Genomic DNA, 14,762 nt, shown 5'->3' with positions numbered 1-14,762 from the left:
TTATGGAACTACAATAGTTCCTTTTAAAGATAATTCTACGGGTATGTAACCAATATCTTTCACATATTTATTGGTAATATCATCATAAACAATATACCCTAAGTTTTCATTAAAATAAAGATGAAATAGAGCTGTAGTACTGTATACTCCTTTTACAGTAGCATTTGTTGTAAACACATTAACTTTACCCTGGCTTGTGGGGATTACATTTGTTAAGTTTGTTAACGTAGTACTAAAAATAGTGCTTGTAGAGTTATCAGGGCTTTTTATATCTACATAATTTGTAGTTCTTAATGTGACTCTTATAGGATAATTACCTACATTTTTCCAAGTATCAATTTCCAAACCATTATAACTGGTTTTTACTTCTGTATCTGGTATTGTAATATTGGGATTGTTAAATAAAATAGGTCTTTCTGTATCTACAATTATTCTATATGTTTTAAACAAAGAACTCTCTGAATTTGAAACTTTAAATTCAACAATGTTTGGAAAACTAAAATCAATACTTTCTCCTGTTTTGATGGAGTATTCTTTAAAAACATCGTTATTTATTCTATATTCAATTTTACTTCCTAAATAGGTAATTGCAGGAGTTAAATCCGTAAAATCTACAGAGATTGGAAATAAGCAAATGACCAAAGAATCTACAGATTGAAGATTAGAACCAACAACTAGATCTATGTTGGTGTAAGAAGAGTTGTCTTTTGCCAACAATTCAAAATTGGTTATTGACAAAGATTCTAGAACCTCTTCTGTACTACTGTCTTTAAAACGATCATCAGAATCACATCCTATCCATATTGTTGAACAAGCTATTAATAAAGTAACAATTTGTAATTTATACCTAATTCCCATTTCTTAAAAATACATAGAGAATCATAACAATGTGTTAAACTTATATTATGATTTAATCATCATAAAAAAAGTCGAAAGTATAAACTTTCGACTTTTTTAAATGTTAAAAAATAAATGCCTTAAACCAAAGAACTTAAACTTGCTTTAATAGTTTCTATTTTAGACAAAGCATCTGCTTCTTTTTTACGTTCACTAGCAATTACTTGTTCTGGAGCGTTGTTTACAAAACGTTCATTAGACAACTTCTTCTGAACCGATTTTAAGAAACCTTCTGTATATTTTAATTCTTCGTTTAATTTAGCTACCTCTGCCTCAATATCAATAGCTCCTGCCATGGGTACAAAGTATTCATTAGCTTGTACACGAAAACTTAAAGCACCGTCTACAGAAGTATCTACATAAGATAAGTCTGCAATATTACACATTTTTGTAATTACAGCATCAAAGTCTTTACTTGTATTGTTGTTGTTTAAAACAGCCAAATCAATCGTTTCTTTAAAAGAAATGTTTTTGTCTTTTCTAATGGTTCTAACTCCTGAAATTACTTCAGATGCTACTTCAAAACCTTTGATAATTCCATTATTATAAGCAACAGATTTAGGATAGCTAGCTATAACTAAAGCTTCATCTGGAGTTCTATCAGAAATTAACTGCCAAATTTCCTCTGTTAAATGAGGCATAAACGGATGTAATATTCTTAAATTATCTTCTAAAATGGTTATTACCTCTTTAAAGGTAACAGCATCCATTGGAGTTCCATAAGTTGGTTTGATCATTTCTAAGAACCAAGCACAAAAATCTTCCCAAACTAATTTGTAGATACTCATTAAAGAATCGCTCAAGCGATATACTTCAAAATTAGCATCTACTTCGGCCAATGTTTTTTGAAACTTTGCTTTGTACCAGTCAATCGCTATTTTAGAAGCTTCTGGTTGTATTTCTGTTTCAGAAATTTCCCAACCTTTAATCAACTTAAAAGCATTCCAAATTTTATTAGTAAAGTTACGTCCTTGCGCACATAAATCTTCATCAAACATTAAATCGTTTCCTGCTGCTGCAGATAACAACAACCCAACACGAACACCATCGGCACCGTATTGTTGCATCAATTCGATAGGATCTGGAGAGTTTCCTAAAGATTTAGACATTTTACGTCTTTGTTTGTCTCTTACAATTCCTGTAAAATACACATTGCTAAATGGTTTTTCTTGTCTAAACTCATATCCTGCAAACACCATTCTGGCAACCCAAAAGAAAATAATATCTGGTCCTGTAACCAAATCGTTGGTTGGATAGTAATAATTAATTTCTTCGTTTTCTGGATGGTTAATTCCATCAAAAACAGAAATTGGCCATAACCAAGAAGAGAACCAAGTATCTAAGGCATCTTCATCTTGTTTTAAATCTGCAACTGTTAACGCATTGTTTCCAGATTTTTCTTTAGCCAATGGCAAAGCCTCTTCTAAAGAAGTTGCTACTACAAAATCCTCTACTCCATCTGCATAGAAAAAAGCGGGAATTTGATGTCCCCACCACAATTGACGAGAAATATTCCAATCGCGAATATTTTCTAACCAATGACGGTATGTGTTGTCATATCTTTTAGGATACAACTTAATTTCTTCATCTTTTAAAACTGCATCTAAAGCAGGTTTTACCATGTCTTCCATGCGTAAAAACCACTGAGCAGAAATTTTAGGCTCTATAACAGCCTTTGTTCTTTCAGACGTTCCTACTTTGTGCATGTGCTGTTCTACTTTTACCAAAGCACCTAATTCTTCTAATTCTTTGGTAATTTCTTTACGAACTACAAAACGATCTTTACCGTTGTAATGCAATCCGTTTTCGTTTAAAGTAGCATCATCGTTTAAAATATCAATCACTTCTAAACCATGCTTTTCTCCTATCAATTTATCATTTTGATCGTGAGCTGGAGTTATTTTTAAACATCCCGTACCAAACTCAATATCAACATATTCATCTTCTATAATAGGAATCACTCTATTGGCAATAGGTACAATTACACTTTTACCTTTTAAATGACTATATCTCTCATCATTAGGATTGATACAAATAGCGGTATCTCCCAACAACGTTTCAGGACGTGTAGTGGCAATGGTTACTACTTCTTCTGACCCTTCTATTTTGTAATTAATATGATAGAAGTTTCCTTGCTTTTCTTCAAAAATCACTTCTTCATCAGACAAAGTGGTTTTTGCTTCTGGATCCCAATTTACCATACGATATCCTCTATAGATATCTCCTTTTTTGTACAAATCAACAAAAACTTTGGTAACAGCTTCACTTAAATCTGTATCCATGGTAAATTTAGTACGCTCCCAATCACAAGAGGCACCTAGTTTTTTAAGCTGATCTAAAATTATTCCACCGTGTTTATCTGTCCATTCCCAAGCGTGCTTTAAAAATTCATCACGTGTTAAGTCTTCTTTGTTAATTCCTTCAGATTTTAACTTGGCAACTACTTTTGCTTCGGTAGCAATAGATGCATGATCGGTACCAGGTACCCAACAAGCATTGTAACCTCTTAAACGAGCTCTACGAATCAATACATCTTGAATGGTATTGTTAAGCATGTGTCCCATATGTAAAACTCCCGTTACGTTTGGTGGCGGAATTACAATTGTATAAGGTTCTTTATCGTTTGGTGTGGAATGAAAATAATCATTTTTAATCCAGTAATCATACCATTTTTCTTCTACTGCTGTAGCATTATATGTATTCGGAATACTCATGTGTTGATTTTATTAAATAATCAGGTGGCCAAAAATACAAATATCATTTAGGACTAAAAAAAAATTACGGTATAGTTATTGAATGTTGATTATAAAATTTAATTTTATCAAAAATTTAATCAACATGAGAAAATTAGCACTTATTATTTGCATGGCTTTGGCTCCAATGTTAACTTTTGCGCAACATGCTAACGCAGCAAAGGAAAGTTCTTTAAAGCCTGAAATGAAATTTGAAACGGAAGTAATAGATTACGGAAAGGTAAAACACAACGCTGACGGTGTCCGTTTTTTTAGATTTAAAAACGTAGGAAGCGCTCCTTTAGTAATTCAAAGCGTAAAAGGTAGCTGTGGATGTACCGTACCTACAAAACCAGAAGAACCAATTATGCCTGGTAAAACTGGAGAAATTAAAGTAAAATATGCTACTGATAGAGTGGGTAGATTTTCTAAAACCGTAACTATTGTATCTAACGCTACAGAACAACCTAAGGTTGTTAGAATTAAAGGAGAAGTTTTAAAAGACTAAATTTTATATTCTTAAATTCATAAAAAAAGCCACTTTTAAAAGTGGCTTTTTTTATGAAGTATATTAAACACAATCACAACTAAAAAAGTCATTAGAGTAATACGGTGAAAGTTCTTTATCTACACTATGTATTCTCTCTATGGGAATTTCTATTCCACTTTTAAGAATTACTATTTCGGCACCTTCTTCTTTTTTAATTCTAGTGATTAAATCAATAATTGTTTTTCTGTTTCCTAAAGAATCAAAAAACTTAATTTCATTTTGTGGTTTGCTTCCTGCTTCTACTAAAAGTATAGAAGAGTATTTTGATGAGTTTTGCATGTTGTTTCTGTCAATAGTCGTGTGGATGGTTAAAACCCAACAATTTTACAATTGATTTTAATCAATTACAATAACCCTAGTTCTATGCTATAAAAAACTAAGAAATTCGTACTTTTGTTCCCCTTAAAACATAAATAAAAATATACAATGCTTAGAGTTTCTAATAAAGGTCGTGCTATTCCTGAGTCTCCAATTCGTAAATTGGTTCCTTATGCAGAAGCCGCCAAGAAACGTGGTACAGAAATTTTTTATTTAAACATTGGACAGCCTGATATTAAAACTCCAAAAGTTGCTTTAGATGCAGTCCGTAATATAGATATGGAAGTATTAGAATATTCTACATCTAATGGTTCTGAACAATACAGAGACAAGTTGGTCGCTTATTACAAAAAACACCGTATTAATATTACCAATGAACAAATATTAGTAACCACTGGTGGTTCTGAAGCTTTGTATTTTACCATTGCTAGTATTACAGATCCACAGGATGAAATTATTATTCCGGAACCTTTTTATGCCAACTACACTAGTTTTTCTATTGCTGCAGGAGTAAAAGTAGTTCCTATCAATACGAGTATGGAAGATGGCTTTGCTTTGCCTAAAGTAAATGAATTTGAAGCCTTAATTACACCCCGAACTCGTGCTATTTTAATTTGTAATCCAGGAAACCCTACAGGAACTCTATATTCTAAACAAGAAATTAGAGAACTAAAAAAATTGGTTGTAAAGTACAATCTATTTTTAATTGCTGATGAGGTGTATCGTGAATTTGTATATACAGATGAAGGACATTACTCTATTATGGAAGAAAAAGGAATGGATATGAATGCCATTATGATTGATTCTACATCTAAAAGATATAGCATGTGTGGTGCTAGAATTGGTTGTGTTATTTCTAAAAATCCCGAATTGATTAGTACAGTAATGAAAATGGCACAATCTAGATTATGTCCACCAACCATTGCTCAAATAGCTGCAGAGGCCGCACTAGACACACCACAAAGTTATTTTGATGAAGTAAAAGAGGAATATATAGGACGTAGAAATGTTATTATTACAGAACTAACTAAAATAGAGGGTGTACATGTAGTAAAACCAAACGGTGCTTTTTATTGCTTGGCAGATTTGCCAGTAAAAAATGCAGAAGATTTTGCTCGTTGGATGTTAGAAAGTTATGACAATAACGGACAAACCGTAATGGTAGCTCCCGCAAGTGGTTTTTACTCTACTCCTAACATTGCTCAAAATCAAATTAGAATTGCTTACGTTTTAGAAAAAGAAAAATTAATACGTGCTGTTGAAATTTTAAAAGATGGACTTATAAAGTATAGTAACAGCATCGCTTTAAATCAATAAAACAATTATTTATTCAAAAAATTGAATGAATATAAAAATCTAAAAAAATGAAAAAAATAGTTGTAATTGGTGGTGGAAACATGGGTTTCACCTACGCAGAAGGAATATACAATGCAAAAATTGCGAACATTGAAATTATTGACAAGTCTGACGACAGGGTTACTGAAATTAATGGAATGAATAAAATGAAAGCATCTACAACATATGATGCTTTAAAAGATGCCGATATTATTTTCTTAGCTGTAAAACCACAGATTGCTCCGTTGGTTTTTGCTGATATAAAATCTATTGTAAATGCAAACCAATTATTTGTTTCTGTAATGGCAGGAATGACGATTGAAACCATTCAACAAGGATTGGAAATTGACAAAGTAATTAGATGTATGCCTAACCTACCTGCTTCTATTCAATTAGGGATGACCACCTATGTAGGATCTAAAGAAGTAGCAAAAGAAAACTTAGACTTGGTAGGAAGTATTTTAAAATCTACAGGAAAAGCTTTTGAAGTTGAAACTGAGGACATGATTGACAATACGACTGGAATTTCTGGAAGTGGATCTGCTTATATTTTCTACTTTATGAATGCCATGGCCGAAGCTGCAGAAGATTTTGGTTTTTCTAGAGAAGAAGCCAAAACATTAACAGCTCAAACTTTTGAAGGAGCTGTAGAACTGTATAAACAAAACGACATTTCTTTAGTAGAATGGATGAACCGTGTAGCCTCTAAAGGAGGAACTACCCGTGCTGCCTTAAACAACTTTGATAGTAACAACGTTCACAACCTAATAAAAGAAGGAACCGTTGCTTGTGTAACAAGAGCCAAAGAGTTAGCTGCAGATAAATAAGTTCAAAAACCCTTTTTTATCATATACAAAACCCTTTGCCATTGCAAAGGGTTTTGTATTTTTAGAACCAATCAATCCATATAAAAATTTTAATATGAACACCTCCCAAATTAACAAAGAACATTCAAGTTTTATAACTAATTTAAAATGTAATATAAAAGATGCTCTCTTAATTATTATCGGAATTTTTTCAGCCTCATTTGGCTTTAAAGGATTTTTGTTAACCAACGACTTTATTGATGGTGGAGCCACAGGAATCTCATTATTAATTACAGCCGTTTCTGGAATTCCTCTCTATATATTAATTATAGCTGTAAACCTTCCTTTTATTTTTATGGGTTATAAAACCATGGGGAAACAATTTGCCATAAAAACATCTTTAGCTATTGCTGGATTAGCCCTTTGTGTAGCAACAGTTTCTTTTCCTAATGTAACCAATGATGATTTATTGGTCGCTATTTTTGGAGGTTTTTTCTTGGGTGCCGGAATTGGATTGGCTGTTCGTGGTGGTGCTGTTATTGATGGAACTGAAATATTAGCAATTTATCTTAGTAAAAAGTTTGGGACTACTATTGGAGATATCATCATTTTAATTAACGTAATTATTTTTTCTATTGCTGCTTATTTATTATCTATTGAAATTGCTTTATACTCTATGATTACCTATATGGCAGCATCCAAAACTTTAGATTTTATAATAGAAGGTATTGAAGAATATATTGGAGTAACCATTATAGCAAATAAAAGTATTGAGATTAAAGAAATGATTACTTCTAAATTAGGAAGAGGTGTTACTGTTTATAACGGAAAAGGAGGTTATGGAAAAGAAGGAGAATCTAGCAAATATGATATTTTATATACGGTAATTACAAGACTAGAATTAAGTAGATTAAATAACGAAATAGATAAAATAGACTCCAAGGCTTTTATTGTAATGAATAGTATTAAAGATATTAAAGGAGGAATTGTTAAAAAAAGACCCTTACATTAAATCACAAAAAAATAATATTAATTATTAAAACGGCAAGATAATTGATAATTAAAACCATTTATTGTTATTTATAATAATAACAAATAAATTTATAAATTTAATATTCTAATTTCTATACTAAACAAATGCGAAAAATTATTCTATCCACTATAGGTGTCTTGTTTATTATTGGTTGTGTTCTACTTTCTAAAAACATAATAGCTAATAAAACAAAACCAAAGCCTATTGTAAAAAAAACAATTAAATCTGTATTTATAGACACTGTACAAAACACAGAAATACCCATTGTAGTACCAGCAAACGGTAGTCTAGTAGCTAAAGAGCGTATAGAGTTATATGCAGAAGTACAAGGGGTTTTAAAACTTGGAAAAAAATTATTTAAAACAGGTGAAGTTTATCAAAAAGGAGAAACATTAATCCAGATAGATGCAGGTGAATTTAAAGCAAATGTACAAGCTTCTAAAAGTTTGTTATACAATAATATTGCTGCTATTATGCCCGACTTAAGACTTGATTTTCCAGAAGTATATCAAAAATGGCAAGATTATTTAAGTAATTTTAACATGGAAAAACCTGCTCCTGCCCTACCCAAAATGGATTCAGAAAAAGAGAATTATTTTATTGTAGGTCGTGGTATTGTAAGCAGTTATTACAGTCTTAAAAATTTAGAGCAACGTTTGTCTAAATATAAAATAACAGCACCCTTTACAGGTATTTTAACCGAGGCTTTGGCTACTGAAGGAAGTTTAATCAGAAGTAATCAAAAATTAGGAGAATTTATCAACCCGTCTATTTATGAAATGCAAGTTTCTATTAGTAAATCTTTTGCTAATATTTTAAAGACAGGAGAAAAAGTTGCTTTGACTAACTTAGATAAAACCGAAAATTATGAAGGTGTTATTACCAGAATTAATGGAAGTATAGATCCTACTACACAAACACTATCCGTGTTTATAGAAGTGAAAAATGCCGATTTAAAAGAAGGTATTTATTTAGAAGCATTAATTAATGCCAAAAAAGTAAACAACGCTATAGAGTTAAATAGAAACTTATTATTAGAGGGTAATGAAATTTTTAGTGTTGTTAACGGTAAACTTGAAAAAATAGCAGTTTCTCCTGTTTATTTTTCAGACACCAAAGTTGTACTACAAAACATTGCAAACGGAACCGTTATTTTAAGCAGTCCTATTTCTGGTGCTTATGCAGGAATGTTGGTAAAACCTTTTAATAAGACCGAAGAATAATGAAAAAAATAATTAGTTATTTCATAAAATATCACGTAGCGGTAAATGTTTTTATCCTTGCGTTTTTTGTATTCGGAATTTTTGGAATTAGTTCTTTAAAATCTTCTTTTTTTCCATTAGTAGACTCTAAAATAATCAACATAAATATTGTTTACCCTGGTGCTGCTCCCCTAGAAATTGAAGAAGGAATTGTATTACAAATAGAAGACAATTTAAAAGGATTAGAAGGTGTAGACAGAGTAACCTCTATTTCTAAAGAAAACAGTGGTAGTATTACTGTTGAAATAGAAAAAGGAGAAAACATAGATTTTATGCTTTTAGAGGTAAAAAATGCTGTGGATAGAGTTCCTAGTTTTCCTACAGGAATGGAACCTTTAATTGTCTCTAAACAAGAAGAAATTAGACAAACTATTTCTTTTGCCTTAAGCGGAAAAAACGTTCCTTTAGTTACTCTAAAGCAATTGGCTAGAACTGTTGAAAATGACTTAAGGGCTATTGATGGTATTTCTCAAATTGACATTACAGGATACCCTGAAGAAGAAATTGAAATTGCCGTTAACGAAACCAATTTACTAGCTTATAATCTTACTTTTTCTGATGTTGCCAATGCAGTAAGCAACTCTAATATTTTAACAACAGGTGGTGAAATTAAAACCGATGTAGAAGAATATTTAATAAGAGCCAACAATAAAGCTTATTATGGTGATGAGTTGTCTAACACCATTATTAAAGCTACAGCTGACGGAAAAGTTATTCGTTTAAAAGACGTGTCTATTGTTAGAGATCGTTTTGAAGAAACCCCAAATGCTACTTATTTCAATCAACAATTATCAGTTAATATTTCTGTAACTAGTACCAATAGCGAAGATTTAATTTCTGCTGCAGACAAAGTAAAAGAGTATATAGAAAATTACAATCAAAAAAATGAAAATGTACAAATAGACATTGTTAATGACATGTCTAAAACATTGGTACAGCGTACTGAGTTACTTACCGAAAATGCCATTGTAGGTATGATTTTGGTTTTGGTCTTTTTATCTTTATTCTTAAATACTCGTTTGGCTTTTTGGGTAGCCTTTGGTTTGCCTGTAGCCTTTTTAGGAATGTTTATTTTTGCTGCTCAGTTTGATGTAACCATTAATGTATTGTCTCTCTTTGGAATGATTATCGTAATTGGTATTTTGGTAGATGATGGTATTGTAATTGCCGAAAACATTTATCAACATTATGAAAAAGGAAAAACACCTATACAAGCCGCTATTGATGGAACTATGGAAGTAATTCCACCTGTTGTATCTGCTATTATTACTACACTTTTAGCCTTTTCTTTGTTCTTATTTTTAGATAGTAGAATTGGAGAATTTTTTGGTGAAGTTTCTGTAATTGTAATTTTAACATTGATTGTTTCTTTAGTAGAAGCCTTAATAATTTTACCCGCACATTTAGCACATTCTAAAGCATTACAACCACATATAAAAGAAGAAAATCCATCAAAACTAAAACAGTTTTTTGGAAAAATGAGAAGCATCAATAAGTTGGGAGACCGATTAATGATCTTTTTAAGAGATAAAATTTACAGTCCGACTTTAGATTTTGTTTTAAAATTTAAAATATTATCCGCAGCTATTTTTATTGGTTTGTTAATTTTAACCATGGGTTCTATTATGGGAGGAATTATTAAAGTAACGCTGTTCCCTAGAGTTGCAAGTGATAGCGCTACCATAGAATTAGAAATGCCTGCAGGTACTAACGAGAAGACTACAGACTCTATTATTTCTTTAATAGAGGAAAAATCTTTTATTGTAAATAAAGAACTTACCGATAAATATTTAAAAGGAACAGACAAACAATTGTTTGAAAACACCATCTTAAGATTTACAAGTAGTTCTAGTGCAAAATTAACCATCAATCTACTACCAGGAGAAGAAAGACCCGATGAAATTAAAGCCTTTATGATTACCAATAGATTAGAAGAATTGGTAGGTCCCGTGGTAGGTGTAGAAAAATTAATTTATGGTTCTGGAGGAAACTTTGGAGGAAGCCCTGTTTCTGTATCATTATTAAGTAACAATATTGATGAATTAAAAGCTTCTAAAATTGAATTAAAAGCCTATTTAGAATCTAACCCTATTTTAAAAGATATTGAAGACAATGATCCTGTTGGAATTAAGGAAATCCGTATTCAATTAAAAGAAAATGCTTACCTACTTGGTTTAGATTTAAAAACGGTAATGGCACAAGTTCGTTCCGGTTTTTTTGGAGTTCAAGCACAACGCTTTCAAAGAGGTCAAGATGAAATTAAAGTTTGGGTTCGTTATGACAGAGACAACAGAAACTCTATTAATGATTTAGACAAAATGCGTATTGTAACATCAACAGGAAAAAGAGTTGTTTTTAAAGACATTGCTACCTATAATATTATTCGTGGAGAAGTTGCCATTAATCATTTAGAAGGACAAAGAGAAATTAGAGTGTCTGCAGATTTAAAAGACCCTACTGCTAGTAACACTGATATTTTAGATGATATTAGAACTAATTTTATTCCAAAACTGCAAGAAAAGTACCCAACTATTTCTGCTTCTTTTGAAGGTCAAAATAGAGAAGCAAGCAAATTATCTTCTTCTTTAAGCGTAGCAGGTCCTATTATTTTATTACTAATATACATTACCATTGCATTTACGTTTAGAAGCTACAGTCAACCGTTATTATTGTTACTGTTAGTTCCTTTTAGTTTAACAGCTGTGGCTTGGGGACATTGGCTTTTAGATTTTCCAGTAAATATTTTATCTCTATTAGGTATTATTGCTTTGATTGGTATTATGGTAAATGATGGTTTGGTATTGATAGGAAAATTTAATACCAATTTAAAAGAAGGGATGAAGTTTGATGAAGCTTTGTTAGAGGCAGGTAAATCTAGATTTAGAGCTATCTTTTTAACCTCTTTAACTACTATTGCAGGACTGGCACCTTTATTATTAGAAAAAAGTAGACAAGCTCAGTTTTTAAAACCCATGGCTATTTCAATATCATTTGGTATTGCATATGCTACTATACTAACCCTTTTAGTCTTACCACTATTTTTGTCTTTTAGCAATAGTATTAAAAAGAATGTAAAATGGTTAGCAACAGGAAATGATGTAACTAAAGAAGAAGTAGAACGCGCAATAAAAGAAAAAAATGAAGAAGACGAGCATTAATACATATATATACATTGCATTTGCTTTTAGCATTTCTACCCTAAAAGCACAAGAGGTTTTAACCCAAAAAAAAGCCGTAGTCATTGCTTTAGAAAGTAATTATGGTATTAAAATGGTAAACAATAATGTAGCTGTAGCCAAGAATAATTCTGATATTTTAAATTCAGGTTATTTACCTACGTTAACAGGAAATGCCGGAGCCAACACTAACTTAAATGATACCGAAGCAGTGTTTTCTAATGGAGATGTGACTAATTTAGAAGGTGCTAAAAGCTCCTCTTACAACGCATCTTTAAACTTAAACTATACGCTGTTTGATGGATTGGGTAGAGAATACAATTACAAAAAATTACAAGAAGAGTATAAATTATCAGAATTACAAGCTAGAGAAACGATAGAAAACACGATTCTTCAGTTATTTTCTTTATACTACAATGTAGCTTTGCTAAAAGAAAACACATCAACATTAACACAAAGTTTTGAAATTTCTAAAGAAAGAACCAAAAGATCTGATTATCAGTTTGAGTATGGTCAAAACACAAAATTAGAAGTGTTAAATGCACAGGTAGATGTAAATAATGATAGCATACAATTGATGCAAATTGATCAGCAATTAAGTAATGCCAAGCGTAACTTAAATGTAATTTTAGGAAATACACTTCGTACTAATTACGATGTAAACACCCAAGTAGATTTTAGTTTACAGTTAAAAAAAGAGTCCTTATTTACCCAAGCAAAAGATAGAAATATTGCTTTGCTAAAGGCAGATAAAAACATTGCTATTAAAAAATTAGAAGCCAAAATAATAAAATCTGATTTTTTGCCTACGTTAGGTTTAACAGGTAGTTATGGTTGGTCTAAAAACAACAACAATGCAGCCTCTTTTTTAACCACATCTACCAATACAGGATTATCTGGAGGGTTAAGTTTAAGTTGGAATTTATTTGATGGTAAAAATTATTCAGCCGCTAAAAACACCAAGTTAGCCGTAGAAAACGAAAAACTATCCAAACAAAATATTTTAATAGAGATTGAAAGAGATTTTAACAATGCTTGGGAAGATTATCAGAATAAATACAAAATTTATCAAGTACAAGAGTTAAATATAAAAACGGCTCAAAATAATTTTGACAGAACACAAGAAAAATTTAAGTTGGGGCAAATAAATTCTATCGATTTTAGACAAGCACAACTTAATTTATTAAATGTGCAATTAAACAAAAGTCAAGCAAAATACGAAGCTAAATTGGCAGAATTACAATTGTTATTTTTAAGCGGAGATTTGTTAAATCAACAGTTTTAACAACTGAAAAACAAAAAATTAGTCAGCAATTTTTCTTATTGAAAGCTGTAAAAAAGACAATTATTACTATAGATATTAGTAAACACAAAAGACAAAGTGTATACACTTTGTCTTTTGTGTTTGACTATGATACTAAGGAGCTTTGCAGAAAAACAGGAGCTTTATGGAATGTTACCAAAAATGTTTGGTACTACCCTATAAATGCAATGTCTAAAGAAAAGTTAGTTTCTATTTTTAAAGACAAAGCCGATTTAAAATTTAGTCCTGTATTTAAATCATCCGTTTCTAAACTTAACTTATCTCCTATTAAAACTCAATTAAATGATGTGCAAAAAAATCATTTAAACAGCTTTTATACTTATTTAAAAGGAAAAAGATTTAGTGATAGTACTCTTAAAACCTACAGTTATTTGGTTGCAGAATATATTGTAAACAAAGATCAAAATACTCCAATAGACCTTAGATCTATAGAAAAACATGCAGAAGATTACATAGTTCCTAAGAATAGTTCTATTAGCACGCACAGACAGTTTATTAGTGCTATGAAACATTATTTACTATTTATAAATTCTGAAACTAAAATTGATTTTAACGCTTTAGCTCCCAAAAAAAGCAGGATGTTACCAAATGTACTATCAAATAACGAAGTATTAGAACTGATAAGAGTTACCAAAAATTTAAAACATAGAATTTGTATTGCATTAATCTATTCCTCTGGATTAAGAATTGGAGAATTACTTAATTTAAAAATAAGAGATTTAGATATTGACAGAAAAATGTTAAAAGTAGTAAGTGGCAAAGGTCGTAAAGACAGATATGTACCTATTGCCAATGTTATGATGCCATTATTACATAATTATTTAAACACGTACACACCACAAACCTATTTAGTAGAAGGAATTAATGAAGGTAAACAGTACACACCTATGTCTATTCGAAAATTTTTAAAGACAAGTTGTATGCAAGCCAATATAACCAAGCGTGTAACTCCGCACACATTAAGGCACAGTTACGCTACTCACTTATTAGAAAACGGAACTGATATTCGTTACATTCAAGAACTTTTAGGGCATGCAAGACCCGAAACTACAATGGTGTATACACATGTAAGAAGTCAGGATTTACAAAAAATAACGAACCCTTTAGATTTAATTGTAAAACAACTTGAACAACGAAATAAAATTAATTAAATTTAACCAAAAAAGAAACCTAAATAGTATCGATAACCCGCAATTGACATGCAAAAAAGATACCTTTAGTGTTGATATAACTAGTTGTAGTAAATTATGAAAAAAATAATACTGATACTCTTAATTATAATTGGAAATGAATCCTTTTCTCAAAAAATTGTACCTAAAATCATAAAAC

General features: G+C 30.9%; 11 protein-coding genes. 8 read left to right on the top strand and 3 right to left on the bottom strand.

Going from position 1 to position 14,762, the window contains the following annotated elements:
- Together FHR24_RS14050 and FHR24_RS14045 are read right to left on the bottom strand one after the other, a co-directional pair.
- Positions 1-858, bottom strand: coding sequence for a hypothetical protein (locus FHR24_RS14050; protein WP_167190295.1), 858 nt, complete (start codon positions 856-858; stop codon positions 1-3).
- 119 nt (positions 859-977) lie between these two features.
- Positions 978-3,611: a valine--tRNA ligase gene (locus tag FHR24_RS14045; RefSeq protein WP_167190291.1), complete on the bottom strand. Its 2,634-nt coding sequence runs from the start codon at positions 3,609-3,611 to the stop codon at positions 978-980.
- A gap of 124 nt (positions 3,612-3,735) precedes the next feature.
- Between FHR24_RS14045 and FHR24_RS14040 the strand changes: the two genes are divergently transcribed.
- Positions 3,736-4,137 (top strand): DUF1573 domain-containing protein, encoded by a 402-nt coding sequence (locus FHR24_RS14040; RefSeq protein WP_167190274.1) that lies wholly within the window; start codon positions 3,736-3,738, stop codon positions 4,135-4,137.
- A 63-nt stretch (positions 4,138-4,200) separates the two neighbouring features.
- Here FHR24_RS14040 and FHR24_RS14035 read toward each other — a convergent pair whose 3' ends face one another.
- Complete coding sequence (locus FHR24_RS14035; protein ID WP_167190271.1) at positions 4,201-4,458, bottom strand: hypothetical protein; 258 nt, start codon at positions 4,456-4,458, stop codon at positions 4,201-4,203.
- 147 nt (positions 4,459-4,605) lie between these two features.
- Here FHR24_RS14035 and FHR24_RS14030 point away from each other — a divergent pair, with 147 nt between their 5' ends.
- From FHR24_RS14030 to FHR24_RS14000, 7 genes are all read left to right on the top strand, one after another.
- A complete protein-coding gene (locus FHR24_RS14030) occupies positions 4,606-5,814 on the top strand; it encodes a pyridoxal phosphate-dependent aminotransferase (protein ID WP_167190268.1) in 1,209 nt (402 codons plus the stop codon).
- A gap of 47 nt (positions 5,815-5,861) precedes the next feature.
- The gene (gene proC, locus FHR24_RS14025; RefSeq protein ID WP_167190265.1) at positions 5,862-6,659 is read left to right on the top strand and encodes a pyrroline-5-carboxylate reductase; all 798 of its coding nucleotides are present in this window, start codon (positions 5,862-5,864) and stop codon (positions 6,657-6,659) included.
- A 94-nt stretch (positions 6,660-6,753) separates the two neighbouring features.
- Positions 6,754-7,650, top strand: a complete 897-nt coding sequence (locus tag FHR24_RS14020; RefSeq protein ID WP_167190262.1) for a YitT family protein — start codon at positions 6,754-6,756, stop codon at positions 7,648-7,650.
- Positions 7,651-7,775: 125 nt separating this feature from the next.
- Entirely contained in the window at positions 7,776-8,894 is a 1,119-nt protein-coding gene (locus FHR24_RS14015) for an efflux RND transporter periplasmic adaptor subunit (RefSeq protein ID WP_167190259.1), read from the top strand.
- Positions 8,894-12,091 (top strand): efflux RND transporter permease subunit, encoded by a 3,198-nt coding sequence (locus FHR24_RS14010; protein ID WP_167190256.1) that lies wholly within the window; start codon positions 8,894-8,896, stop codon positions 12,089-12,091. The genes FHR24_RS14015 and FHR24_RS14010 overlap by 1 nt, the downstream gene beginning before the upstream one ends.
- Positions 12,072-13,394, top strand: coding sequence for a TolC family protein (locus tag FHR24_RS14005; RefSeq protein ID WP_167190252.1), 1,323 nt, complete (start codon positions 12,072-12,074; stop codon positions 13,392-13,394). The genes FHR24_RS14010 and FHR24_RS14005 overlap by 20 nt, the downstream gene beginning before the upstream one ends.
- 38 nt (positions 13,395-13,432) lie before the next feature.
- Positions 13,433-14,584, top strand: a complete 1,152-nt coding sequence (locus tag FHR24_RS14000) for a tyrosine-type recombinase/integrase (RefSeq protein ID WP_167190250.1) — start codon at positions 13,433-13,435, stop codon at positions 14,582-14,584.
- Positions 14,585-14,762 lie beyond the last annotated feature (178 nt).

Source organism: Wenyingzhuangia heitensis (assembly GCF_011762155.1).
Classification (GTDB): domain Bacteria; phylum Bacteroidota; class Bacteroidia; order Flavobacteriales; family Flavobacteriaceae; genus Wenyingzhuangia; species Wenyingzhuangia heitensis.
Note: the sequence above shows the minus strand (reverse complement) of the source record. Positions and strands in the feature narration are given on the sequence as shown.

Bases quoted from the DNA above. Each gene is read 5' to 3' on its own strand.
- FHR24_RS14050 (WP_167190295.1), bottom strand. From the start codon at position 858: ATGGGAATTAGGTATAAATTACAAATTGTTACTTTATTAATAGCTTGT.
- FHR24_RS14045 (WP_167190291.1), bottom strand. From the start codon at position 3,611: ATGAGTATTCCGAATACATATAATGCTACAGCAGTAGAAGAAAAATGG.
- FHR24_RS14040 (WP_167190274.1), top strand. From the start codon at position 3,736: ATGAGAAAATTAGCACTTATTATTTGCATGGCTTTGGCTCCAATGTTA.
- FHR24_RS14035 (WP_167190271.1), bottom strand. From the start codon at position 4,458: ATGCAAAACTCATCAAAATACTCTTCTATACTTTTAGTAGAAGCAGGA.
- FHR24_RS14030 (WP_167190268.1), top strand. From the start codon at position 4,606: ATGCTTAGAGTTTCTAATAAAGGTCGTGCTATTCCTGAGTCTCCAATT.
- proC (WP_167190265.1), top strand. From the start codon at position 5,862: ATGAAAAAAATAGTTGTAATTGGTGGTGGAAACATGGGTTTCACCTAC.
- FHR24_RS14020 (WP_167190262.1), top strand. From the start codon at position 6,754: ATGAACACCTCCCAAATTAACAAAGAACATTCAAGTTTTATAACTAAT.
- FHR24_RS14015 (WP_167190259.1), top strand. From the start codon at position 7,776: ATGCGAAAAATTATTCTATCCACTATAGGTGTCTTGTTTATTATTGGT.
- FHR24_RS14010 (WP_167190256.1), top strand. From the start codon at position 8,894: ATGAAAAAAATAATTAGTTATTTCATAAAATATCACGTAGCGGTAAAT.
- FHR24_RS14005 (WP_167190252.1), top strand. From the start codon at position 12,072: ATGAAGAAGACGAGCATTAATACATATATATACATTGCATTTGCTTTT.